This is a genomic window from Jiella mangrovi, from assembly GCF_017815135.1.
GTDB classification, from domain to species: Bacteria; Pseudomonadota; Alphaproteobacteria; order Rhizobiales; family Rhizobiaceae; genus Jiella; species Jiella mangrovi.
The window spans coordinates 223,828-248,307 of the sequence record NZ_JAGJCF010000003.1 but is presented as its reverse complement, the minus strand read 5'-3'; the positions used below and the strand labels follow the sequence as shown (position 1 = coordinate 248,307).

Below are 24,480 nucleotides of genomic sequence, written 5' to 3'. Positions count from 1 at the left end.
ACGCGCGGACGATGCGGCAGGGCACAGCGATAAGGGTTTCCGGTGAACGCGTGTTCGCCGGAAACGCTCTACGCCGGTATGCCGGCCTTTCAGAACGCGATCAGATCGGCCAAAACCTTCGGCACCATCGCGGGAAGATCCTCCGCAATCAGTCCCGGGCCGAAAGCCTCGGCCGCCTTTCCATGCATCCAGACAGCGGCGCAGGCCGCCTCGAAGGTCGGCGTATTCTGGGCGAGCTGCGCGGCGACGAGGCCGGCGAGAACGTCGCCCGAACCGGCGGTCGCAAGCCATGCCGTGCCGGTGGCGTTGATCGCGGCCCGCCCGTCCGGCGCGGCGATCACCGTGTCGCGGCCCTTCAGGATGACGACGGCGTTCGAGCGGGCGGCGGCCTTGCGGGCCCGATCGGCTTTTCCAAGCTCTGCCTCGGCAAGGTCGGGAAACAGCCGCTTGAACTCGCCGGCATGGGGCGTGAGAACGAGCGCGGGGCCATCGTCCTCCCGCCCGTTCCCTGCCGCCACGGCTGCATCGAAAAGCGCGTCTGGCATGTCCTGAAACGCCGTGATGCCGTCGGCATCCAGCACCAGCCGACGCCCGGCCGACAGGACGGCCTCGGCATAGGCCCGGGCGCCCTCGCCGGCCCCGAAACCCGGCCCCAGGACGAAGGCGTTCATCCGCCCGTCCTCGAGCAGAGTTTCGAGTTCGGCGGCGTTTTCGCATCGCTTCAGCATCACCGCCGTCAGATGGGCGGCGTTGACGAGGATCGCGCTGGCCGGCGAAAACACCGTCGCCAGCCCTGCCCCGCCCCGCAGCGCCGCCATCGCCGCCATTCGCGCCGCGCCCGTCTGCGAGGCCGGGCCCGAGAAGACGACGGCATGGCCGCGATCGTATTTGTGGCCGGCCTGCGTCGGCAGCATCAGGCGGTGGCGCCAGAGCGCCGGCCGGTTTTCAAAGCTTGTGGGAGCGATCTCGGCGAGGACGTCCGCCTCGATACCGATGTCGGCGATGGCGACCCGGCCGCAACGGGACCGGCCGGGCTCCAGCAGATGCCCGGGCTTCCTGCGGAAGAACGACACCGTCGCCTCGGCCTCGATCGCCGCTCCAAGCACGGCGCCGCTCGTCCCGGAAATGCCGCTCGGCAGATCGATGGCGAGCACCGGAACCGCGCTGGCGTTGAGCTGATCGACCAGATCGACGACTTTCCCTTCCAGCGCCCGCGACAGGCCGGCCCCGAACAGCCCATCTACCACCAGATCGAACTCCTGCGGCTGAAAATCCGCAAGCGGGGCGGCCTGCCCTCCATAGGCCTTGGCCGCGATCGCGGCGTCGCCGGTCAGCTCCTGCGACGGAACCAGATGAAACAGCCGGACGTCACGGCCATGCCGCTCGAGGATCGCGGCCGCGGCATAGGCGTCGCCGCCATTGTTGCCCGGTCCGGCAAGGAGGGCGATCCGTGCCGCGTCACCGAAACCGGTCTCGACCGCATCGGCCACGGCCTTCGCCGCACGCTCCATCAGGACGATGCCGGGCGTCCCGGCGGCGATCGTCAGGCGGTCGGCCTCGCCCATTTCGGTCGGCGTGAGCAGCGCGGCATCCATTGCACTTTTTTGCGCCAGCATCGTTGCGCTTTTCTTGCTCATTTTGCGTATTCCCTGTTCATTCCAGCCAGCCGCCTTATCTCGAAAGGCGGTCGATGACCGCAGCGTTGCAAGAACGGTGGAAAATGCCGCTCTTCGGCAACGCCGATGGCTTCGCCTCCATTGCCCCGGACGGGATTCAAGCTATTTCCGGTAAGGCTTCGTCGTCAGGCTGTTGGCACGACACCTGCATCGTCAATGCCGGCGGGCAAGAGGCTCGGTCGAAGATGAAAACCACGAAAAGGGCAGTCGATGAAAAAGGTCGAGGCAATCATCAAGCCGTTCAAGCTGGATGAGGTGAAGGAGGCGCTGCAGGAAGTCGGCCTCCAGGGCATCACCGTGACCGAGGCCAAGGGATTTGGTCGCCAGAAGGGCCACACCGAACTTTACCGCGGCGCCGAATATGTCGTCGACTTCCTCCCCAAGGTGAAGGTCGAGATCGTTCTTTCCGACGAAACGGTCGAGGCGGCGGTCGAGGCCATCCGCAAGGCGGCCCAGACCGGACGCATCGGCGACGGCAAGATTTTCGTGTCGCCGATCGAGGAAGCTATCCGCATTCGCACCGGCGAATCGGGCACCGACGCGATCTGATCGCATCACGAGCCGCGATCGCGGGTAGGAAATGACGCACAGGCCCCTATAAAGGCGGCGAACCGGGACGGATCGTCGGGCAGACTGAAAAAAGCTCGCAGCGATCCACCGGGGACCCGGTAGGCAACACGCAACGGGCAGATGAAACGGGAAGGAACGCCATGACGAGCGCCAACGAGATTATGAAGCAGATCAAGGACAACGACATCAAGTTCGTCGACCTGCGCTTCACCGATCCCAAGGGCAAGATGCAGCATGTCACGATGGACGCCTCCATCGTCGACGAAGACATGTTTTCGGAAGGCTCGATGTTCGACGGATCGTCGATCCAGGGCTGGAAGGCCATCAACGAATCCGACATGGTGCTGATGCCGGATCCCGAAACCGCCCATATGGATCCGTTCTTCGCCCAGGCGACGATGGCGATCACCTGCGACATCCTCGATCCGATTTCCGGCGAGGGCTACAACCGCGATCCCCGCTCGACGGCGCGGAAGGCCGAGGCCTATCTCTCCCAGTCCGGCATCGGCGATACCTGCTTCTTCGGTCCGGAAGCCGAGTTCTTCGTCTTCGACGACGTGCGCTACAAGACCGATCCCTACAACACCGGCTTCAAGCTCGATTCGACCGAGCTGCCGTCGAACGACGACACCGAATACGAGACCGGCAATCTCGGCCATCGTCCGCGCACCAAGGGCGGCTACTTCCCCGTCCCGCCGATCGATTCCTGCCAGGACATGCGTTCGGAAATGCTGACCGTAATGGCCGAAATGGGCGTCGAGGTCGAAAAGCACCATCACGAGGTGGCGGCGGCCCAGCACGAGCTCGGCATCAAGTTCGACACGCTGACCCGCAACGCCGACAAGATGCAGATCTACAAATACGTCATCCACCAGGTGGCGAACGCCTACGGCAAGACGGCGACCTTCATGCCGAAGCCGGTCTTCGGCGACAACGGCTCGGGCATGCACGTCCACCAGTCGATCTGGAAGGGCGACAAGCCGGCCTTCGCCGGCAATGAATATGCCGGCCTGTCGGAGAGCGCGCTGTTCTACATCGGCGGCATCATCAAGCACGCGAAAGCGATCAACGCCTTCACCAATCCCTCGACCAACTCCTTCAAGCGGCTGGTGCCGGGCTACGAGGCGCCGGTGCTGCTCGCCTATTCGGCCCGCAACCGCTCGGCCTCCTGCCGCATTCCCTTCGGCCAATCGCCGAAGTCGAAGCGCATCGAGGTCCGCTTCCCGGATCCGACGGCGAACCCCTATCTCGCCTTTTCGGCCATGCTGATGGCCGGCCTCGACGGCATCAAGAACAAGATCCATCCGGGCGCCGCCATGGACAAGGATCTCTACGACTTGCCGGCCGAGGAGCTGAAGGAAATCCCGACGGTCTGCCGCAGCCTGCGCGAAGCCATGGAAAGCCTCGATGCCGACCGCGACTTCCTGAAAGCCGGCGGCGTCTTCGACGACGATCAGATCGACGCCTTCATCGACCTGAAGATGGCCGAGGTGCTGCGCTACGAGATGACGCCGCATCCGGTCGAGTTCGAGATGTACTATTCGGTCTGAGACCGGCCGCAAGCCTCGCCGGTCAGGCCCGCCGCATAAGGGCGGATCGGGAATTGGTCGCGCCACGAATGAAAGGCCCCGGCAGACATGCCGGGGCCTTTTTGTTTGCCATGCCGAGGGTCGGCGATCGATGACGAGCAAGGCTCGAAGCGCCCGATGGCCTCGGGTTCGCGGAGCCGCCAAGCCAACGCTCTCACATGGCGCCAACGGCAACGCTGACAGACGGGGCGCGGTTCAACGTCCCTTGTGAAGCGAACCCGGTGCCTGCCTCCTTCGAAAGCGGCGCTCTCGATCGCCGGAGCGGCGCCGGTCTCATCTCAGTCACGACGATCCCTTCCACGGGGAAGCCGCGGCCCTCTCGACCTCATCGCAGCCAATCCACTGTTACGTGGCGCGCAAAAGAATTTCTGGAACATTTCTTCGTTGTTTCATTCAACATAGACTTTCAATCGAATTGATTGATCACGCGCAATATCAAGAATCTGTTACCATTCTCATAGATTCATTTCATATTGACGCTGAAATTTACGCAGCGTAATCCTTGATCACCTTGCGCCAGTCGACGCCCACCTGACGTCGATGAACGGAGTGGCGGCTCGTCACAAGAGAGTTTCGCCAAGCGGCGCTTCGGTGCCGACAATCAAGGTGCAAGGCTGTGCTCCGTCCTTGAGGGGGCGGAGTTCCATCATGTCGCGGCCGCGTCTCGATCGGGCTGCAGCCAGGATTATCAAGCCATCCATCCCAAACGCTCCTAATTGAAGGACTACGACAATGGCAGATACACTCGTCTCCTCGGACTCCAGCACTGCCCGAACCCTCTCTGCGGGTGACGACCTTCTGGTGACGCAGGATGCGACGCTGACGACCTTCGATCCGTCAGCGCCGATCACGACCACCGGCGGCGCCAACCAGATCACGATTCTCGGCGGCCTCGTCGGCTTCAGCGGGCAGGATGCCCTTTCGACGACGGGCGGCGTCACCTTCCTTCAGTTCAATGTCGGCAGCCTCGGCAATGTCGTCAGCACCAATGGTGGCGGCCTCGACATCGACAACATCACCACCCTGTTCGAATTCAACAATGCCGGCTCGGTCCAGGCCGACTTCGACGCAATCAACATGTCGAGCGCCAATGGCAGCGCCGCCACGGCTGAAATCATCAATACCGGAACCATGACGGCCTCCGCCGACGCGGTGGATCTGAACAACGCGGGGACCGTCTATATAACGAACGGTCACGGCGCCACGATTGGCAGCTCGAATGAGTCGGCGCTTGAGATCAACGCGCAACGTTTCGAACTGACCAATGCCGGCTCGATCCAGGCCCGCAGCACGGCGGTGGACGTGCGGCCCAACACCGCGGTGACCACCGCCGTTCCCGTCGACATCTTCAATTCCGGCTCGATCCAGTCCTCGGTGTCGAACGGCATCTTCGTTTCAAACGGCAACGGAACGACGATCGACAACAGTGGGCTGATCGCCGGAGAAGGCAGCGGCATCTACCTCTCGTCGGGGCTCAGCGTCGCTTCGATCACGAATACGGGCACGATCTCCGGCAGCACGAGCAACGGCATCTACGCGTTCAACGCGTCGGCCAACATCAACAATTCCGGCACCATCTCGTCGGCTGATACATTCGCGATTTATCTCAACGAAAGCACGTCCGACGCGCTGGAATATACCATCACCAATACCGGAACGATCTCGTCCAACGAAAACTTCGACGCGATCCTGGTTTCCGGCAACACCGCCGCGGCGATCAACAATCTGGGCCTGATCGGCGGCGGGATCACGCTGGACGAAGGCAGCGACACGGTCAGGAACAGCGGCGTCATCGGCCGCGCCATCGAACTCGGCGATGGCAACGACAGCTACATCGCCTCGGGCAGCGGTGACGTCCTCGGCCGCGTGGCCGGCGAAGGCGGCACCGATCTCCTCATCGGCGCCTCCGCCGCCGACACCTTCAACGGCGGCGACGGCAACGACACGCTTCTCGGCGAAGGCGGCAACGACATTCTCGTCGGCGAGGCCGGCACCGACACGATCGAGGGCGGCGACGGCGAGGACGAGATCTTCGGCGGTGACGACAACGACACCCTTTCGGGCGGAGACGGCGACGACATCATCTTCGGCCAGAGCGGCCTCGACACCATCAATGGCGGCGCGGGCGCCGACATCATCTCGGGTGGCGACAATGCCGACGTCATCAAGGGCGGCAGCGGCGGCGATGTCATCGAGGGCGATGCCGCCAACGACGTCATCTTCGGCGATGCCGGCGACGACGAACTCTTCGGCGGCAACGGCGCCGACGTCATCCTCGGCGGGTCTGGCGACGACCTGATCGACGGCGGCCTCGGCCGCGACGTCATGCGCGGCGGCAGCGGCACCGATACGTTCGACTTCAATTCGACCGCCGATAGTCCGAATGGCGGCTCGCCCGACATCATCACCGATTTCGAGGCGGGGATCGACCTTTTCGATCTGACCGATGTCGCGCCCGACCTCTCCTTTGTCGGCACGTCCGCCTTCTCCGGCGGCGGCAGCCAGGAGGTGCGGATCTTCGAAATCGCCGCCCAGAACCGCACGCTGGTCTTCGTCGACAGCGACGGCAATGGCGGCGCCGACATGCAGATCGTCGTCAATACGCTCGGGCTCAGCGCCGACGACTTCCTGCTGTGACAAGCGGGGCGGCACAACGCCACCCCTGCCCCTTCACCACAGGGCCGGCCGCATCGCGATGATGCGGCCGGCCTTTCAGCATGTCGGGGCGAAAAATTCGGGATCACCCGTCCGGGCACCGTGTTATCCGTGGAAAACGGGCAAAGCTTGCGCTGAAACGCGCGTTGCGGCAAAACCGCGGCTTGAAGAACATTTCGTGAAAGTATAGCACTAGGGCCGTGATCGCGGCGCCGCGTGAGACCCCTTCGAACGCACGAGGAACCTTCAGCCGATGAGCGACGACCTGTTTTCGGGCAACGCCGCGCGTCAGCCACGGGCGGCCAAGCCCGCCTCGCCGACCCGAAAGCCACCCCAGGAGTTCGTCCCCGGCGCGGATTACACCGCCGCCGACATCGAGGTTCTGGAAGGGCTGGAGCCGGTTCGCCGCCGGCCCGGCATGTATATCGGCGGCACCGACGAGAAGGCCGTTCATCACCTCTTCGCCGAGGTCATCGACAATTCGATGGACGAGGCGACGGCCGGCCACGCGAACTTCATCGAGGTCCAGCTGGAAGCCGACGGCACATTGGCCGTCAGCGACAACGGCCGCGGCATTCCGATCGACCCGCATCCCAAATACAAGGACCGCTCGGCGCTCGAAGTCATCATGACGACGCTGCATGCCGGCGGCAAGTTCGATTCCAAGGTGTACGAGACCTCCGGCGGCCTCCATGGCGTCGGCGTCTCCGTCGTGAACGCTTTGTCGGAGCATCTGGAAGTCGAGGTCGCCCGCAACCGCAAACTCTACCGCCAGACCTATGCGCGGGGAATTGCGACCTCGAAGCTCGAAGAGGTCGGCGACATTCAGAACCGGCGCGGCACGAGAGTGCGCTTCCGGCCCGATCCGGAGATCTTCGGTGCCAATTGCCGGTTCCGCCCCGAGCGGCTGATGGCGATGGCGCGCTCCAAAGCCTATCTCTTCGGCGGCGTCGAGATCCGCTGGTCCTGCGACCCGTCGCTGCTGGCCGCCGATTCCGGCGTGCCGGCCCGCGAGACGTTCCACTTTCCCGGCGGCCTCAAGGACTATCTCGACGTCACCCTCGGCTCCGAGAGCCGGGTGACCTCGCAGATCTTCGCCGGCCGCACCGAGAAGCTGACCGGCCACGGCGCTGTCGAATGGGCGGTCTCCTGGACGGCCGAGGACGGCTTCGTTCGCTCCTACTGCAACACCATCCCGACGCCGGAGGGCGGAACTCACGAATCCGGCCTGCGCTCGGTCCTGCTGCGTGGCTTGAAGGCCTTCGCCGAAGTCTCTGGAAACAAACGCGCTTCGATCATCACCGGCGACGACATCATGCAGACCGCATCGGCCATGCTGTCGGTGTTCATCCGTGAGCCGGAATTCGTCGGCCAGACCAAGGATCGCCTCGCCACCGCCGAGGCCCAGCGCATCGTCGAGCAGTCGATGCGCGACAGTTTCGACATCTGGCTCGCCTCCTCGCCCCAGGATGCCGCGCGCCTGATCGACTGGGTCGTCGACCGCGCCGACGAGCGGCTGCGCCGGCGTGCGGAAAAGGAGGTCAGCCGCAAGTCGGCGACGCGCAAGTTGCGACTTCCCGGCAAGCTCGCCGACTGTTCGCAGACCGGCGCATCCGGCGCCGAGATCTTCATCGTCGAAGGCGATTCGGCTGGCGGCTCCGCCAAGCAGGCGCGCGATCGCAGGGTCCAGGCGATCCTGCCGCTCAGGGGCAAGATCCTCAATGTCGCGAGCGCCGGCCGCGACAAGCTCGGGGCCAACCAGCAGCTCGCCGACCTCACACTGGCGCTCGGATGCGGCACGCGGTCGAAATACCGGCAGGAGGATCTGCGTTACGAGCGGATCATCATCATGACCGACGCCGACGTCGACGGGGCGCATATCGCCTCGCTCCTGATCACCTTCTTCTACCGCGAGATGCCCGAGCTGATCCGGGGCGGCCACCTCTTCCTCGCCGTGCCGCCGCTCTACAAGCTTTCCAGCGGCGGCAAGACGTTTTACGCGCGCGACGACAAGCATCGCGAGGAAATCGTCGCCCGGGAGTTCAAGGGCCGCAAGGTCGAGGTCGGCCGGTTCAAGGGTCTCGGCGAAATGATGCCCGGGCAGCTCAAGGAAACGACGATGGATCCGAAGAAGCGCACGCTGCTGCGTGTCGTCGTCGATGAGACGCCGGAGGCCGGAACATCCGGCGCCGTCGACGCGCTGATGGGCAACAAGCCGGAATCGCGCTTCCGCTTCATTCAGGAACGCGCGGCCTTCGTCTCCGACCTCGACATCTGACGCGGCAGCCGTATCTGGACCTCGAGCCCTTGCTCCCGAGTTTGAGAAGAGATGTTCAAGAGGCTGCGGATCGTCCGGACGGACCCAAGCGGCTTCGAGCTTGCCCCGGCGCATCGCGACAAGCGGAGCCCACCCCAACAACGACGGCCGAGCCGCGCAAAGGTAAAAACGATGTCGAGCCCTTCCCGTTCTCAAATCGCCGGCATTCTGGCGGCATCCCTGCTTTTCGCAGCTCCCGCAAGCGCGCAGGACGGGGCCGAGCCCCCCGCGGCGCAGCCTGCCGCGCCGCAGCAGGCCCCGGCGGCAGCCGGCACCGACGCCGCGGCTCCATCGTCGAGCGAGTTCGCCTCCGCCATCGAGAGCCTTTCACCCATGGTGCAGGACGTCCAGGTGGTCGGCCCCTGGTCGGATGGTGACGCCCAGGGCGTCTGGCGAACGGTGATGGTGCAGCCCGCCGGGAACGATGCCCAGACGTATTTCTTCATCCAGCAGCTCGAAGCCTCGGGCGAAGGCGCGCTGGCCGTGCGCTCGTCGGCGGAAATCCCGGAAATCGGCAAGATGGATGGCCAGGTCGTGGGCTACCGGGCCGACGACCCGAGCGACACCGAGCCGAACAGCCTGACGCTCTTCTTCGAGGTCGTCCCGAGCGACGGGGAAATCAGCGAGACCTACGAGCTGCATTACGTGCCGGGCCAGCCATATGTCTTCGGCCCGGCCTCCAACTGAGCGGCTGTGCGGATCGAATTGTTCGGCAGTCCGGCAAATGCGCGACGCTGGTCGCACTCTGCCAAGGGGACGTCTCGCAGCTAGATCGTCCGGGCGAGCAGCGCGGCGATCGCGGCAGTCGTCGCGTCAGGCGCTTCGACCGGGACCATGTGGCCGATGCCCTCGATCGTGACGAGCTCGCCCCCCGGTATCGCGGCGGCCATCTCCTCTGACCGTTCCGCCGGGATGATCTCGTCGTCGGAGCCGGTGACGACGACTGTCGGGGTTGCGATCCGCTGCAGCTCCGGCCGCTGATCCCGCCGCCCGATGATGGCCGCCTGCTGCCTTGCGAAGGTCTCGACGCCGCAGGCGATGGACATGTCGAGGTTAAGCCGTTTCAGCGCCGGGCTCGCCGTCGGCGGCGAGAACAGCTTCGGTTCGAGGAGCCGCGCGGCGGCCTCGATGCCCTGCGCGCGTGCCATGGCGACGAGCCGATGACGGATCGCCGTCTGCTCCTGCGTGTCCGGCCACGCCGAGGTGGCGATCAACGCCAGGCCCCGAACGCGCTCGGGCGCGAGCCGCACGACTTCCAGCGCGACATAGCCGCCCATCGAGTGGCCGCAAAGAACAAATCGGCTCGGCGCCTCGGCGAGAATTCGCCGGGCCATGGCTTCGATCGTATCGTCAAGTCGGGTTTCGGCAACGAGGACTTGGTCGCTCAGTGCATCGATCTGCGGGCGATAGACCTCGCCGGTCGATAACAGCCCCGGAACCATGACGATCTGCGAATTTTCCATGACACCACCTTCAAAAGCTTGCGAAACGGGCCCATATCACGGGAAACGGTTGACTCAGACGACCGGTCACCCTATCGCCCCATACAAGATGGGCTCACAAAGGCGCCGATGCGCCGTCATCTCCATTTGAAGAGACACGCCAGCTTGACACTTTTTTCCGAACTCGGTCTCAGCGCCAAGGTGCTGGCGGCTGTGGAAGCCACCGGATACACCGAACCGACGCCAATCCAGGAACAGGCCATTCCGCATGCGCTTGAGCGGCGCGACGTGCTTGGAATCGCCCAGACCGGAACGGGCAAGACGGCCTCCTTCGTGCTGCCGATGCTGACACTTCTGGAAAAGGGCCGGGCCCGGGCGCGCATGCCGCGCACGCTGATCATCGAGCCGACGCGCGAACTCGCCGCTCAGGTCGAGGAATCCTTCGCCCGTTACGGCAAGGACCAGAAGCTCAACGTCGCGCTTCTGATCGGCGGCATGTCCTTCGACGAACAGGACAAGAAGATTGATCGCGGCGCCGACGTGCTGATCGCCACGCCGGGGCGCCTGCTCGACCATTTCGAACGCGGCAAGCTGCTTTTGACCGGTGTCGAGGTTCTCGTCATCGACGAGGCCGACCGGATGCTCGACATGGGCTTCATTCCGGACATCGAGCGGATCTGCAAGCTCCTGCCCTTCACTCGGCAGACGCTGTTCTTCTCGGCGACGATGCCGCCGGAAATCACCCGGCTGACCGAGCAGTTCCTGCAGAACCCGGTTCGCGTCGAGGTCGCCAAACAGGCGTCGGCCGCCCTCACCGTCACCCAGCGGCTCGTCGCCACGGGCGGCAAGGAGTGGGACAAGCGCGAGACGCTTCGCACCATCCTCAAGGAAGAGGACGAGCTGACCAACGCGATCATCTTCTGCAATCGCAAGCGTGACGTCTCCACCCTTTTCCGTTCTCTGGAAAAGCATGGCTTTTCTGCCGGTGCCCTTCATGGCGACATGGACCAGCGCTCGCGCATGGCCATGCTGCAGGGATTCCGCGACAACAAGATCACCCTGCTCGTCGCATCCGACGTCGCAGCGCGTGGTCTCGATATTCCCAAGGTCAGCCACGTCTTCAATTTCGACGTGCCGATCCATGCCGAGGACTATGTCCATCGCATCGGCCGCACCGGCCGCGCCGGGCGCTCGGGCAAGGCGTTCACGCTGGTGACGAAGTCCGACAAGAAGTATCTCGATTCGATCGAGAAGATGCTCGGCGCTTCGATCGAGTGGCAGGGCACGACGGTCGCCGACCTGCCGGCCGACACCGAAGAGGACGATCGTCCGAAGCGGCGCGGAGCGCGCAAGGCGGCGGGCGACAAGCCCGAGCGCCGACCGAGGCGTTCCAAGAGCCAGCCGCGGCCCGAGGCGGAAGCTACGGCCGAGCCGGTTGCCGACGCCGCCGTCATGGAGCGCGCCGAGGCCGGCGAGCTTGACGTCCCCGTGGAGGCGATCGCCGAGCGGCCGGTCGCCAGCGAGGCCGGCGCGCGGGCGGCAAGCCAGAGCGCGTCTGCGCCGAGCTACGCCCGTAGCAGCGGCACGAGCCGCGGCCGGAGCAAGCGCGGGTCGGAAGGATCGAGCGGCAATTCCCGCCAGCGCGGCGGCAACGACGACGGCGGCAAGCAGCCGGTCGGCTTCGGCGACGATATCCCCGCCTTCATGCTGATCGAAACCGGCACCTGACGGCCCGAGGCGCGGACTAGGACGTCCCCGCCTCTCTGACTGCTTCCCACCGTCATGACATTGCGGCCACGGCGATACCGGCGTGCCACGTGACGGCGCCGTCGCAAATCGCCCGGTCGCCTCGGTCTTCGAACAGGCATATCCTGCCTGGGAGTGCCTTTTCTCGAGAAGGCTTCGGCAAATCCGTCCGTCGCCTCAGCCCTCCCCCCGCGTCTTCAAGAACACCTTCAGAAACGAATTCAGGGTCCGCGAGGAATTGGCGGGGTGCCAGGCGAGCGAGAGCGCGATCGTCGGCGCATCCGGCGGAAGCGCGACGGCAACGACGTTGCGCGGAAACAGCTTGACCGCATGTTCCGGCACGATGGCGAGACAGCCAAGGCTTGCGACCAGTGACAGCGCCATTGCGAGGTTTCCGGACGACGAGACCGTCGGCACCGTAACCTGCCTCGGCTCCAGATAGCCGGCGATGGCCTCCGCCAGGACCGGCGCCTGGTCCGACGTGACCTCGACCATCGGCTCTGTGGCGAATTCCTCCGGTGACACCATCTGGCGGCCAGCAAGGGCATGGTCCGCGCGCATCGCAAGGATCAGGCGCTCGCTTCGCAGCGTGCGCAGGTTCAGGCCACTTGCCTGCTGCGAGGGCCGCACGAAACCCAGATCGATTTCGCGATCGATGATCTTCTGGATCACCTCCGGCGAGGACAGGTTTCGCAGCACGATGTCGGTGTCGCCGATCTCTCGCAGGGCGGTGATGACACGGTCGAGCTCCTCGGCCTCCATCCCCTGAACGAAACCCAGAACCAGCGTCCGGGCCTTCGTGCGCGCAAATTCGCGGGTCCTGACCGTGGCATTCGTCACATGGTCGAGAATGGACCGTGCCTCTTCCAGGAAGATCGCGCCCGCTCCCGTCAACTCGACACGGCGGCTGGTCCGTTCGAACAGACGAACACCGAGATCTTCTTCCAGATCGCGGATCTGCCGGCTCAAGGAAGGCTGGGCCGTATGCAGCCGTTCGGCCGCGCGGGAAAAGCTCGCCGCCTCGGCGACGGCGACGAAATAGCGCAAATGCCGCAGCTCCATTGTCGTCGATCCATGCCTTTGAAGCATCAATTCAGCCGTCGAATGACTTGGCCATGAGCCTTGCGTCTATCCTATATCAGTTTCGAAAATGATGATATTTCACAGGAGTTTGTCATGTCAGATCCATTCGAGTCCACCAAGCCGGAACAACTCGCCGGTTTCGTCGGCAAGCACCTCATCTATACATACGACAATGGGTGGCAATATGAGCTATACGTCAAGAACCCCTGGACTATCGACTACCGGATCCATTCCGGCATGGTCGGCGGGCGCTGGGTTCGCGACCAGAAGGCCCATATCGTGCGCCTCAGCGACGACGTCGTTAAAATCTCCTGGGACGAGCCGACCGGCACGACCGTCTCCGTCGCGGTGAACTTTGCCGAGCGGCGCATTCACGGGGTGATCTTCTTCCCGCGCTGGATCGCCGAGGAGCCGAAGAAGACCGTCTGCTTCCAGAACGACCATCTCGATTTGATGCGGAGCTATCGCGATGCGGGGCCAACCTATCCCAAGCTGGTCATCGACGAATTCGCCACCGTGACCTTCGTCGAGACCTGCGCCGAAAACGACGAGACGGTCGTCTCATGCGGCCCGGAAGAGCTTCCTGCCGGTTACGCCGCACGCCGCAACTAGGGCGTGATCCTCACAATGCGGGAACCGCATTCCCGTTGAGATCTTGCGCTAGCAACGAGATCGGGCGGCCTTGCGATCGAAGGCGATCGCGAAGGCCGCTCGCACCGGCCTGCCGAGACTTCATCCGGCCATCAAGGAGAAACGCAATGCAACTCGATCCCCATGTTCTGGCCCATCTGAAGGCGATGCAGGAAAACGGCGCTCCCGACATGAGCAAGATGTCGGTCGAGGAATGCCGCGCCGCCTATCGCCAGCAGAGTGAGCTTTTCGGTGGGCCCGTGCGTGAGATGGCCCGCGTCGTGAACACCGCGGCAAAGGGTCCGCGCGGCGAAGTTCCGCTGCGGGTTTACCGCCCAGAGGGCACGCCGGAGAAGGAGGCGCCGGCGCTCGTCTACGTCCATGGTGGCGGCTGGGTGATCGGCGACCTCGATTCCCACGACAAGGTCTGCCGGCAGATCGCCGCGCGGGCCGGCTGTGTCGTCGTGTCGGTCGATTACGCCCTTGCGCCGGAACATCCGGCGCCCGCAGGCGCGGACGATGTCCGCACCGCCGTCTCCTGGATTTTTGAAAATGCCGGCGCCCTCGGCCTCGACCGCCAGCGGATCGGCGTCGGCGGCGACAGTGCCGGCGGCGGCCTTGCCGCCGTCGCCGCCATTCACTGCCGCAACGAAAGCCTGCCGCTGGCCTGCCAGGTGCTGATCTATCCCGGCCTCGACAACCGCGAAACGGCCTGGGCCTATCCCTCGCGGATCGAGAACGCGCAAACGCCGCCGCTCGATCGACCGATGATGGACTACTTCATGGCCAAGGTGCTGCCGGACAAGGCGATTGCGGGCGACTGGCGGATCTCGCCGATCACCGTCACGGACAGTGCCGGCCTTGCGCCCGCACTGATCATCTCCGGCAGCTGCGACGCGCTTCACGACGAGAACAACCTTTATGCCGCGCGGCTCGACCACGCCGGCGTGCCTGTCGTGAAGCGGAATTTTCCTGGAATGATCCACGGCTTCATAGAGTTGGCCGGCGTCCTGCCGGCCACGATCGAGGCGCTGGACCTCGTCGCGACGTTTCTGCGCGAGCGGCTGGCGATCAGCCCCGCCGGGTAACGCACGGTCCCGAACGGCCGGAACCGGGTTTGGCGAAAGATCCTGCCACGGCTCGAAGATCGGGGCAGGACGATGGATCGAGACGGACGAGCGGCGCCCATCTGGTCATGCGTCACACGTCTTGCGCCCTGATCGCCGGCGGCGGACGGTGCCGCCGGCATCAGCCCGCGATGGTGATCCCGTCCGATGTCGCGCCGAGGCGGCGCAGCTCGGTCCGGGCCTGCGCCGTCATCTCGGCCTTGAGATGCACGACGCCGTCTTCCCCGTCCTCGCGCTCCAGCACCGTTGCATTGTCGTAGAGCCAGGGCAGGACGCTCATGCCCTCCGGCGCCACGTCGAGGGTGACGCCGGTGAGGTTGCCGGCGATCCGGCGCTCGACGTCGGCGAGCAGCGCGCCGGTTCCCTCGCCCGTGACGGCGGAAACGAGATAGGCGGCGTTCGGCTCCGCCAGCGAAGCCTGCGCCGCGCCCATCAGGCTCCGCGCATCCTCGTCGAGCCGGTCGATCTTGTTCCAGACTTCGACGACATGGCCGGTGTCCTCGGTATCGACGTCGAGATCGCGCAGGATCTGGCGAACGTCCTCGGCCTGGGCAAGCGTGTCGGGGTCGGAGACGTCGCGGACGTGCAGGATGAGATCGGCTTCCAGAACCTCTTCCAGCGTCGCCCGGAAGGCGGCGACGAGATGGGTCGGCAGGTCCGAGACGAAGCCGACCGTGTCGGAAAACAGGATCTCCGTTCCATGCGGCAGGATGGTCTTGCGCAAGGTCGGGTCGAGGGTCGCGAAGAGGAGATCGCGGGCCATGACGTCGGCGCCGGTCAGGAGGTTGAACAGCGTCGACTTGCCGGCGTTCGTATAGCCGACGAGAGCGACGATCGGATGCGGACGTTTGCGGCGCTTTTCGCGATGCAGCTGGCGGGTGCGGCGGACCTGGTCGAGCTCTTTTTCGAGCCGCTTGATTTTCTCCTGCAACTGTCGGCGATCGGCCTCGATCTGCGTTTCGCCTGGGCCGCCCATGAAGCCGGCGCCGCCGCGCTGGCGTTCCAGATGGGTCCAGGAGCGAACGAGCCGGCCGCGCTGATAGTTCAGATGAGCCAGCTCGACCTGCAGCCGGCCCTCCTTGGTGCGCGCCCTGCGGCCGAAGATCTCGAGGATCAGGCCTGTCCGGTCGAGCACCTTGGTGTCGAGCTCTTTTTCGAGATTGCGCTGCTGCACCGGCGTCAGCGGATGATCGACGATGACGAGGCCGACGGCCTCTGCCGCCACGAGCCCCTTCAGCTCTTCGACCTTGCCGCTGCCGATCAGCGTCGCCGGCTGAGGCTTCTGGCCGGAGACGATCTGGGCGGCGACGATGTCGAGATCGATCGCTGCTGCAAGGCCGACAGCCTCATCCAGCCGCGCCTCGTCGCTGCGGCGGACCGCCTCGGAGCCAGTTACGCCGCGGCTGTCGGCGTCGCTGCGCTGTTTGAAGACCGGCACGAACACGGCCGCCCGCGTCGGCACCTTCCGGTGCTCGATCGGTCCGCGCGGCGCTTTGTCTGAAAATTCCGCCAATCAGGCCTTCCCGCTCTCGTCGACGCCTTCATACATCTGCACGGGCTGCGAGGGCATGATCGTCGAAATCGCGTGCTTGTAGACGAGCTGCGAATGGCCGTCGCGACGCAGAAGGACGCAGAAATTGTCGAACGACGTGACGACGCCGGTGAGTTTTACACCGTTGACCAGAAAAATCGTCAACGAAATCTTTTGCTTGCGAACCGTGTTGAGAAACAGGTCCTGAAGGTGCTGGGTCCGCTCTGGCATGCAGAGATATCCTTTTTGATTTGTGCTGCAGCCTTGATTGCTCGTAGTCGCGGCCGGTCTCTTGCGGACGCTTTCTCATTGATACCGCAGGTGCGAATGACTTCGAAGCCCCATCCGTTGCGAATCACGACGCAATTTTCTGGCGAAGCGCGAGTTTGACATGCGCGCTGTAAAAATCACCGGTCAAAAGAACTCCAGCGACACCCGGAACATCTGCTCGACATGACGTACGGCGGCCGCCGCCGCGAAGATGACGACCCTGTCCTTGGCCCGGATCTTCGTCTGGCCGCTCGGTTTGACATAGGCGCCGTTCCGGTAAATCGCCCCGATCCTCAGATTGTCGGGAAGATCGAGGTCGCGCAGCGGCTCGCCGACCAGCGGCGAGGTCTCGAGCGCCTCGGCCTCGATCACCTCCGCAACGCCGTTCTGGATCGAATGCACCGCCCGGATGCGCCCGCGCCGGACATGCTGGAGAACGCGCGAGATCGTCACCGAGCGGGGATTGATGAAGGCGTCGATACCCAGCGTCCGGGTGAAGCCCTGATAGTCGGCATTGTTGAGCAGCGCCAGATTGCCCTTGCAGCCCAGCCGCTTGGCCATGACGCTCGACAGGATGTTGACCTTGTCGTCGTTGGTCAGAGCGACGAGGAGATCGCTCGAGCCGATGTCCGCTTCCTTGAGGATCGACTGGTCGAGGCCGTTGCCATGCAGGACGATCGTCCGCTTCAGCCCGTCGGCGATCGTCACGGCGCGGTCGTGATTGTCCTCGATGACGCGGATCTTGGCCCCGATGCTGCGCGTCTCGATCTGCTGGGCGACGAAGTAGCCGATATTGCCGCCACCGACGATGACGATGCGGCCAGCCTCCGGTTCCTCGTGGCCAAACAGGCCGAGGGCGCGGCGCACATGGCCCTTTTCGGCCACCACATAGGCGACGTCGCCCGGCACCATGTGGTCGGTCGATGAGGGAATGAACAGCCGGTCGCCGCGCCAGATGCCGACGACGGTGGCGTTGAGATCGGGGAAGAGGTCGGTCAGCTGGTCGAGCGGCGTGTTGACGACCGGGCAGTCCTCCGAACATTCGATCGCCACCATGGCGATGTTGTCGTCGGCAAAGCGCACCGCGTCCATCGCCCCGGGCAGGGCAATGCGCCGCAGCACCATCTCGCCCACCTCGACCTCCGGCGAGATGATCACGTCGATCGGCAGATTGTCGGTCGAGAAGAGGTCCTGCCAATGCGGCCGCAGATAGCTCTGGGAGCGGATGCGGGCGATCTTGGTCGGCACGTTGAAGAGAGAATGCGCGACCTGGCAGGCGATCATGTTGACCTCGTCGTGCAACGTCACGGCGATGATCATGTCGGCCTGTTCGGCGCCCGCCTCGGCCAGAACGTCCGGCTGCGAGCCGTGGCCGACGAAGCCTCTGGCATCGAGATTGTCGCGAATCGCCTGGACGAGCGTGCGCGAGGTGTCGATCACCGACACGTCGTTACGCTCGGAGGCCAGCCTCTCGGCAATGCCGTAGCCCACCTGCCCCGCGCCGCAGATCACCACCTTCATTCTGGCCGCTCCATCGCCATGAGTTCCAGGGGCGCACCCTTAAAGGAAAGGCAGCTCAAATGCCGAGAGATTTCAGCTTGCGGTGCAGCGCCGAGCGTTCCATGCCGACGAATTCTGCCGTGCGCGAGATGTTGCCGCCGAAGCGGTTGATCTGGGCGACGAGATACTCCTTCTCGAACACCTCGCGCGCATCGCGCAAAGGCAGAGCGAGGATCTGGCCATTGGCCTGGCTCGGCGTCCTCGGCAGCATGTCGCCGACCTCGTTGGGCAGCATGTCGGCGGTGATCGGATGGTCGGCGTCGGTGTCGCGGGACAGGATCATCAGCCGCTCGACGTTGTTGCGCAGCTGGCGCACATTGCCCGGCCATTCGCTGGCCTGAAGAACGGCCATCGCCTCGTCGCTGATTCGCTTCGTCTTGATGCCGGTCTGCTCGCTGATCTGATTCATGAAGGCCTCGATCAGCATCGGCACGTCCTGGCGTCGATCGGCGAGAGGCGGGACCTGGATCGGCACCACGGCGAGGCGATGATAGAGATCCTCGCGGAACAGGCCCTCGGCGATCAAGGAATCGAGGTTCTGCGAGGTCGAGGAAATGATCCGCACGTCGACCTTCACCCGTTTCGAGCCGCCGACGCGCTCGAAGGTCTGCTCGGTGAGAACCCGCAGGATGCGGTTCTGCGTCTCGCGCGGCATGTCGGCGACCTCGTCGAGGTAGAGGACGCCGCGATGGGCCTCCTCCAGAGCGCCGATCTTGCGCTCCGTGCCCGGCGGCGTCTCGTTGCCGAAGAGTTCGAGCTCCATGCGGTCGGGCGTGATCGCCGCGGCATTGAGCGCGACGAACGGGCCGGAGGCGCGCGGCGAGGCCGCGTGGATCGCCCGCGCCACCATCTCCTTGCCCGATCCCGAAGCGCCGAGGATCATCACCCGGCTGTTGGTCGGCGACACCCGCTCGATGACGCTGCGCAGCTGGTTCATCGGCTGCGACTTGCCGATGAGCTCGGCGAAATCGGTGGAACGGCGCTTGAGCTCGAGAACCTCGCGCTTGAGCTTCGAGGTCTCCAGCGCCCGCTCGGCGATCAGCACCAGCCGGTCGGCCTTGAAGGGCTTCTCGATGTAATCATAGGCGCCGCGCCGGATCGCCGAGACCGCGGTCTCGATGTTGCCGTGGCCGGAAATCATCACCACCGGCACCTCCGGGTGCTGGGCCTTGATGGCATCGAGCAGGTCGAGCCCGTCGAGCCGGCTGCCCTGCAGCCAGATGTCGAGAAACACCAGCCGCGGCACCCGGTCGGTGATGGCCTGCAGGGCCGCGTCCGAATTGCCGGCGGTTCGGGTCTCGTGCCCCTCGTCCTCCAGAAGCCCCGCGACGAGTTCGCGAATGTCGGCTTCGTCATCGACGATCAGAATATCCGATGCCATGGCTCACCACTCCTTCTTTTTCTCAGTCTTTCAGTGCGCTCGCGTCGTGCGGAGCAGGGCCTGCCGGCAGCACGATCCGCACCAGCGCGCCGTGCGGCTGATCGGGTGCATCTTCGAGTGAAATCGTGCCGCCATGGTCTTCGATGATCTTGCGAACGATCGCGAGGCCGAGGCCGGTCCCCTTCTCGCGCGTCGTCATGTAGGGCTCGAGCAGCCGATCGCGATTCTCCTTGGGAAAACCACGACCGTTGTCGACGATGTCGATCCGGTACACGTCACCTTCGGCCGTCGCCCGGATGACGATCCGCCCCTCGATGTCTTCGCAGGCTTCCAGCGCTTCCACGGCGTTCTTGACCAGATTGCCGAACGCCTGGGACAAAAGCCTTATATCGTATGAGCCGAGCATCGGCGTGTCGGGAATCTGCGCCGTGAACGCGATCCCGTGATCGCCCATCTCGCGCATGAACACCGCCTCGCGCAGCGCGTCGCGAAGATCCATCCGCTCCATTGTGGGCTTCGGCATGCGGGCGAAGGTGGAAAATTCGTCGACCATGCGGCCGATGTCCGAGACCTGCCGGATGATGGTTTCGACGCAGCGGTCGAAGACCTCGCGGTCGTCTTCGACGCGCTTGCCGTAGCGCCGGCGGATGCGCTCGGCCGACAGCTGGATCGGCGTCAGCGGGTTCTTGATCTCGTGGGCGATGCGCCTTGCGACGTCGGCCCAGGCGGATGTGCGCTGAGCATCGACGAGATCGGTGATGTCGTCGATCGTCACCACCGACGAATGATCGCCGTCGCTATCCTCGGACGAGGTGATGCGGATCGCAAGCGTGCGCTCGCGTTCGCGGATCCGAAGCTTGACCTCTTCGAGATGCTCCGCACGCCGCGAGGCTCCGACGGACTTGTGGATCTGCCCGATCTCGGGAAATGCGACCTCGAGCTTCTTGCCGGTAACGCCGTCGGCCTCGACGCCGAGTATGCGTTCGGCGGAGGGGTTCAGCATGGAGATCGTGCCGTCGCGCTCGATGCCCATGACGCCGACGGTCACGCCCGACAGCACCGCCTCGATGAAACGGCGGCGTTCGTCGATCACGTCCTTGGCGTTGACCAGCTCCGAGCGCTGGCTTCTCAGCTGCAGGATCATGTTGTTGAAGGTGTTGGAAAGCGATCCGACGTCGCCATCCGACACGCGGACGGGCACCGACACAGAGAGATTGCCCTCCGACACCTCGTCCGCCGCGCCGATGAGCAGCCTGATCGGCCGGACCAGCCGATCGGCGACGCCGATTCCGGTCCAGATCGCCGACAGAAGGACGATGAGCGTGATGCCGAGATAAAGCAGCGCGAAAGCCAGCTGCAGGCCAAACCGGTTGTCGGACAGGCTCGAATATTCCGCCGAGCGCTCCTCCATTTCGCGCAGCGCCTTGATCACGTCGGGATCGACGGCGCGCACGGTGTAGAGATAGGCATTGGCGATCTGCCGGAGGCGAATGATCGAGCCGACGAGATTGGTCACCCCCGGCGGGATGAAGACAAGATTGCCCGCCGCCGCCTGTTGCAGAGCGTCCGCCGGCGGCACCGGCAGCGGCTTCTTCTCATCGACATCGGCTTTCAGGATGGGCTTGCCGTCGAGACGCAGGATCTGGGCGCCGAGCAGCGCCCGGCCCCGCGCCTGCTCGGTCATCAGATCCTGAAATCCGCCCCGGTCAAGATCGAAAAGCTGGCGCTGCTGATCGAGATCATAGGCCATCGACAGCGTCGTGCCCTGCAGGTTGCGGGCGTTCTCGTTCACATAGGCCTTCGCGACACTGATCGAGGATTCGACGATCGCGCGGGTGCGCATGCCGAACCAGCGGTCGAGACCGAGATCGAGGGTGACGCTGGCGACGATGGCGACGAGGAGCGCCGGCAGCGCGGCGACGATCGAGAACAGGACGACGATGCGCACATGCAGGCGTGAAGCCGCCCTGCCCTGACGCCGCGCCCTCAGCATGCGCAGCACCTCGCGGCCGATCAGGACGCAGAGAAGCAGGACGAATCCACCGTTCACCACCGTGGCGATGGTGACGATCGTATCGGTCGGCTCGATCGGCGTGAGGCCCATCAGGACGACGAAGGAGATCGCGCCGGTAATCAGCGCTCCCGCCACGGCGAGAAGACCGGGGAACAGAAGGAAGCGGCGTCGCTCCATCAGGAACGGCACTTCGGAATCGGTATGGATCGGGTGTGTCGTCATGTTTTACGGACAATTCGAGTTCCGTTGCCACTGAGCAACGGAATGTGTCCAAACTGCAACGAAACTCCGAAAAAAGCGAGTCAGCGGATCGAACGAACCACTGAAATATCGAGATCGCGGATCTTCTTGCGCAACGTATTGCGGTTGACGCCGAGGAGATCGGCGGCCTTGACCTGATTGCCCCGCGTCGCCGCAAGCGCTGCCGCGATCAGCGGATATTCCACTTCCCGCAGGATACGACCATGCAGGCCCGGCGGCGGCAGATCGTCGCCGAAGGACGAAAAATATTCGCTGAGATAGCGTTCCACCGCAGCACTGAGATCAATGGGTTTGCTGCCGTCCGTCTCGATTCCCGGGCTTTTGATCGGGTCGCTGGTAAGCTCGTGCTCGAGGATCTCCGCGGAGATCTCGTCCTGCGGATAGAGCGCCGCCAAACGGCGGATGAGGTTTTCCAGTTCGCGGACATTGCCCGGCCAGGCATAGCGCCGCATGACGTCGAGCGCGCCCTGACTGAGCGTCTTGCGGGGCAGCCCTTCCTTCTCGGCGGATGCGAAAAAATGCCGCGCCAGATCGGGCAGGTCCTCGATGCGCTCACGCATCGGCGGCAGGCGCAGCGGCACGACATTCAGCCGATAGAACAGATCCTCGCGGAAAAGACCCCGGGAAATCAGCTGGCGCAGGTCCTTGTTGGTCGCGGCGACGATGCGCACGTCCGTCGCGATCGGCGTCCGGCCGCCGACGATGGTGTATTCGCCCTGTTGCAGGACGCGCAGGAGGCGGGTCTGCGCCTCCATCGGCATGTCGCCGATCTCGTCGAGGAAGAGCGTGCCGCCTTCGGCCTGTTCGAAGCGGCCGCTGGTGCGCGCCTGGGCGCCGGTAAAGGCGCCCTTCTCATGGCCGAAGAGTTCCGATTCGATCAGATCGCGAGGGATCGCGGCCATGTTGATGGCGACGAACGGGCCTTTGCGCCGGCGGCCGTAATCGTGCAGCGCCCGTGCGACGAGCTCCTTGCCCGTGCCGGATTCGCCGGTGATCGTCACCGTCAGGTCGGTCTGCATCATCCGCGCCAGCGCGCGATAGATGTCCTGCATGGCCGGCGAGCGGCCGACCAGCGGCATCGATTCCTGCAGGTCGTCCTGAGCGCCGGCACGCGGACCGGGCTTGGGTTCGGACAGGGCGCGGCGCACGATCGAGACGAGCTCGGTCAGGTCGAAGGGCTTCGGGATATAGTCGTAGGCGCCCCTCTCCGACGCCTTGATCGCCGTCATGAAGGTGTTCTGCGCGCTCATCACCACGACCGGCAGTTCGGGCCGCGAATTCTTGATTTTCGGCAGGGTGTCGAAGGCGTTGCCGTCGGGCATCAGGACGTCGGTGATGACGAGGTCGCCCTCGCCGGCCGAAATCCAGCGCCAAAGCGTCGCGATGTTCGAGGTGACCCGCACTTCGAAGCCGGCACGCATGAGTGCCTGTGAGACGACCGTCCGGATCGCGGCGTCGTCGTCGGCTACGATGATCTGCATTGCCATTCGGTATCAGCCCTATTCGTCGGTCTCGCCGGGCACGGAAAGCTCGCGCCAGGCCGGCATCAGAATGCGAAAAACGGTATGGCCCGGCTGCGACTCGCATTCGATGACGCCGCCATGATCGCCGACGATCTTGGCGACGAGCGCGAGGCCGAGGCCGGAGCCGCTCGGCTTGGTGGTGACGAAGGGATCGAAGATGTGCTCGCGAATGTCGTCCGGCACGCCATCGCCATTGTCCTCGACGGCAAATTCCAGGGGCAGCGTCACCCGGTCCCGCGTCCCGGGGACGGAAAGCCTGACGCCCGGCTTGTAGGCGGTGGTCAGCCGGATCTCGGCGCCCTCTTTCCCACGCACCGCCTCGGCGGCGTTCTTGACGAGATTGAGGAACACCTGGACGAGCTGGTCACGATTGGCGAAGACCGGCGGCAGCGACGGATCGTAGAGTTCGACGATCTTCATGTCCCGCGCGAAACCGTTCCGGCTCAGGGTCTTCACGTGTTCGAGCACGGAATGGATGTTGACCGCCGAGCGCTCGATCGGCCGCTGGTCGGAAAACACCTCCATCCGGTCGACGAGTTTGACGATCCGGTCGCTCTCTTCCTGGATCAGCCGCGTCAGCCCGCGGTCCTCGTCGCTGGCGGAGGTCGCCAGAAGCTGCGCCGCGCCCTTGATGCCCGAAAGCGGATTGCGGATCTCGTGGGCGAGCATCGCGGCAAGCCCGGTGACGGTGCGGGCCGCCGAGCGGTGCGTCAGCTGGCGGTCCATCTTCTCGGCAATGGAGCGCTGCTGGATCATCACGACGACGAGCTCCGGCGCCTCGTTCATCGACGAGACGTAGAGATCGACCAGCCGCTCGCCTCCGAGCCGCGGCGAAGAGATGTCGACGCGATATTCGCTGATCCGCGCCTGCTGCTCGCGCGCCTGCTCGATCAGGAAGAACAGCGGGCTGTCGCCGGGGACGAAATCCTGCAGCGTCTTTCGGGCGAGATAGGCCGAGCCTGCCGAAAAGAACTGCTCGGCATCGGAATTGGCAAAGCAGAACCGCCCCGCCTCATCGACGACGATGACGGGATGGGGCAACGCGTTGAGAACCTGGGCAGCCGAGGCACAGACCGGCGTCTCGTCTTCGGATGAAGCTGCCATC

General features: G+C 64.6%; 19 protein-coding genes. 9 read left to right on the top strand and 10 right to left on the bottom strand.

Translation table 11 applies throughout. The features are described from left to right. Nucleotides 1-89 precede the first annotated feature (89 nt). Entirely contained in the window at nucleotides 90-1,637 is a 1,548-nt protein-coding gene (locus J6595_RS06400) for an NAD(P)H-hydrate dehydratase (protein WP_245197658.1), read from the bottom strand. A 53-nt stretch (nucleotides 1,638-1,690) separates the two neighbouring features. Between J6595_RS06400 and J6595_RS06395 the strand changes: the two genes are divergently transcribed. The 6 genes from J6595_RS06395 (at nucleotide 1,691) to J6595_RS06370 (ending at nucleotide 9,494) form a co-directional block, all read left to right on the top strand. Continuing rightward, nucleotides 1,691-1,930, top strand: coding sequence for a hypothetical protein (locus tag J6595_RS06395; protein ID WP_209593620.1), 240 nt, complete (start codon nucleotides 1,691-1,693; stop codon nucleotides 1,928-1,930). Beyond that, entirely contained in the window at nucleotides 1,887-2,225 is a 339-nt protein-coding gene (locus J6595_RS06390; protein ID WP_134759306.1) for a P-II family nitrogen regulator, read from the top strand. The genes J6595_RS06395 and J6595_RS06390 overlap by 44 nt, the downstream gene beginning before the upstream one ends. 161 nt (nucleotides 2,226-2,386) lie before the next feature. Continuing rightward, nucleotides 2,387-3,796, top strand: coding sequence for a type I glutamate--ammonia ligase (gene glnA / locus J6595_RS06385; RefSeq protein WP_209593619.1), 1,410 nt, complete (start codon nucleotides 2,387-2,389; stop codon nucleotides 3,794-3,796). Nucleotides 3,797-4,567: 771 nt separating this feature from the next. After that, a complete protein-coding gene (locus tag J6595_RS06380) occupies nucleotides 4,568-6,472 on the top strand; it encodes a calcium-binding protein (protein WP_209593618.1) in 1,905 nt (634 codons plus the stop codon). Nucleotides 6,473-6,743: 271 nt separating this feature from the next. Beyond that, a complete protein-coding gene (gene parE / locus J6595_RS06375; RefSeq protein WP_209593617.1) occupies nucleotides 6,744-8,768 on the top strand; it encodes a DNA topoisomerase IV subunit B in 2,025 nt (674 codons plus the stop codon). Between the two features lie 171 nt (nucleotides 8,769-8,939). Continuing rightward, complete coding sequence (locus J6595_RS06370; RefSeq protein WP_209593616.1) at nucleotides 8,940-9,494, top strand: hypothetical protein; 555 nt, start codon at nucleotides 8,940-8,942, stop codon at nucleotides 9,492-9,494. A gap of 80 nt (nucleotides 9,495-9,574) precedes the next feature. Here J6595_RS06370 and J6595_RS06365 read toward each other — a convergent pair whose 3' ends face one another. Then, the gene (locus J6595_RS06365; RefSeq protein ID WP_209593615.1) at nucleotides 9,575-10,270 is read right to left on the bottom strand and encodes an alpha/beta fold hydrolase; all 696 of its coding nucleotides are present in this window, start codon (nucleotides 10,268-10,270) and stop codon (nucleotides 9,575-9,577) included. Nucleotides 10,271-10,414: 144 nt separating this feature from the next. Between J6595_RS06365 and J6595_RS06360 the strand changes: the two genes are divergently transcribed. Continuing rightward, nucleotides 10,415-11,977, top strand: a complete 1,563-nt coding sequence (locus tag J6595_RS06360) for a DEAD/DEAH box helicase (protein ID WP_209593614.1) — start codon at nucleotides 10,415-10,417, stop codon at nucleotides 11,975-11,977. A 195-nt stretch (nucleotides 11,978-12,172) separates the two neighbouring features. On the opposite strand, the gene J6595_RS06355 is transcribed toward J6595_RS06360, so the two are convergent. After that, nucleotides 12,173-13,057 carry a LysR substrate-binding domain-containing protein gene (locus J6595_RS06355; protein WP_209593613.1) on the bottom strand — a complete coding sequence of 295 codons (885 nt, stop codon included), beginning with the start codon at nucleotides 13,055-13,057 and terminating at the stop codon, nucleotides 12,173-12,175. A gap of 114 nt (nucleotides 13,058-13,171) precedes the next feature. Here J6595_RS06355 and J6595_RS06350 point away from each other — a divergent pair, with 114 nt between their 5' ends. Both J6595_RS06350 and J6595_RS06345 read left to right on the top strand, forming a co-directional pair. Next, a complete protein-coding gene (locus J6595_RS06350) occupies nucleotides 13,172-13,690 on the top strand; it encodes a phenolic acid decarboxylase (RefSeq protein WP_209593612.1) in 519 nt (172 codons plus the stop codon). Between the two features lie 146 nt (nucleotides 13,691-13,836). After that, entirely contained in the window at nucleotides 13,837-14,796 is a 960-nt protein-coding gene (locus J6595_RS06345) for an alpha/beta hydrolase (protein ID WP_209593611.1), read from the top strand. Nucleotides 14,797-14,956: 160 nt separating this feature from the next. Here J6595_RS06345 and hflX read toward each other — a convergent pair whose 3' ends face one another. The 7 genes from hflX to J6595_RS06310 all read right to left on the bottom strand — a co-directional run bounded on the left by hflX (nucleotide 14,957) and on the right by J6595_RS06310 (nucleotide 24,479). Next, complete coding sequence (gene hflX, locus J6595_RS06340) at nucleotides 14,957-16,348, bottom strand: GTPase HflX (RefSeq protein WP_209593610.1); 1,392 nt, start codon at nucleotides 16,346-16,348, stop codon at nucleotides 14,957-14,959. Next, nucleotides 16,349-16,597, bottom strand: a complete 249-nt coding sequence (gene hfq / locus J6595_RS06335) for an RNA chaperone Hfq (RefSeq protein ID WP_083589440.1) — start codon at nucleotides 16,595-16,597, stop codon at nucleotides 16,349-16,351. Nucleotides 16,598-16,780: 183 nt separating this feature from the next. Continuing rightward, the gene (trkA, locus tag J6595_RS06330) at nucleotides 16,781-18,157 is read right to left on the bottom strand and encodes a Trk system potassium transporter TrkA (RefSeq protein ID WP_209593609.1); all 1,377 of its coding nucleotides are present in this window, start codon (nucleotides 18,155-18,157) and stop codon (nucleotides 16,781-16,783) included. Between the two features lie 55 nt (nucleotides 18,158-18,212). Beyond that, nucleotides 18,213-19,577, bottom strand: coding sequence for a nitrogen assimilation response regulator NtrX (gene ntrX, locus J6595_RS06325; protein WP_209593608.1), 1,365 nt, complete (start codon nucleotides 19,575-19,577; stop codon nucleotides 18,213-18,215). A 22-nt stretch (nucleotides 19,578-19,599) separates the two neighbouring features. Continuing rightward, complete coding sequence (locus J6595_RS06320; protein WP_209593607.1) at nucleotides 19,600-21,813, bottom strand: sensor histidine kinase NtrY-like; 2,214 nt, start codon at nucleotides 21,811-21,813, stop codon at nucleotides 19,600-19,602. Nucleotides 21,814-21,893: 80 nt separating this feature from the next. Continuing rightward, nucleotides 21,894-23,339: a nitrogen regulation protein NR(I) gene (gene ntrC, locus J6595_RS06315; protein WP_209593606.1), complete on the bottom strand. Its 1,446-nt coding sequence runs from the start codon at nucleotides 23,337-23,339 to the stop codon at nucleotides 21,894-21,896. A gap of 12 nt (nucleotides 23,340-23,351) precedes the next feature. Then, nucleotides 23,352-24,479 carry a two-component system sensor histidine kinase NtrB gene (locus J6595_RS06310; RefSeq protein ID WP_209593605.1) on the bottom strand — a complete coding sequence of 376 codons (1,128 nt, stop codon included), beginning with the start codon at nucleotides 24,477-24,479 and terminating at the stop codon, nucleotides 23,352-23,354. Between the last annotated feature and the right edge of the window lies 1 nt (nucleotide 24,480).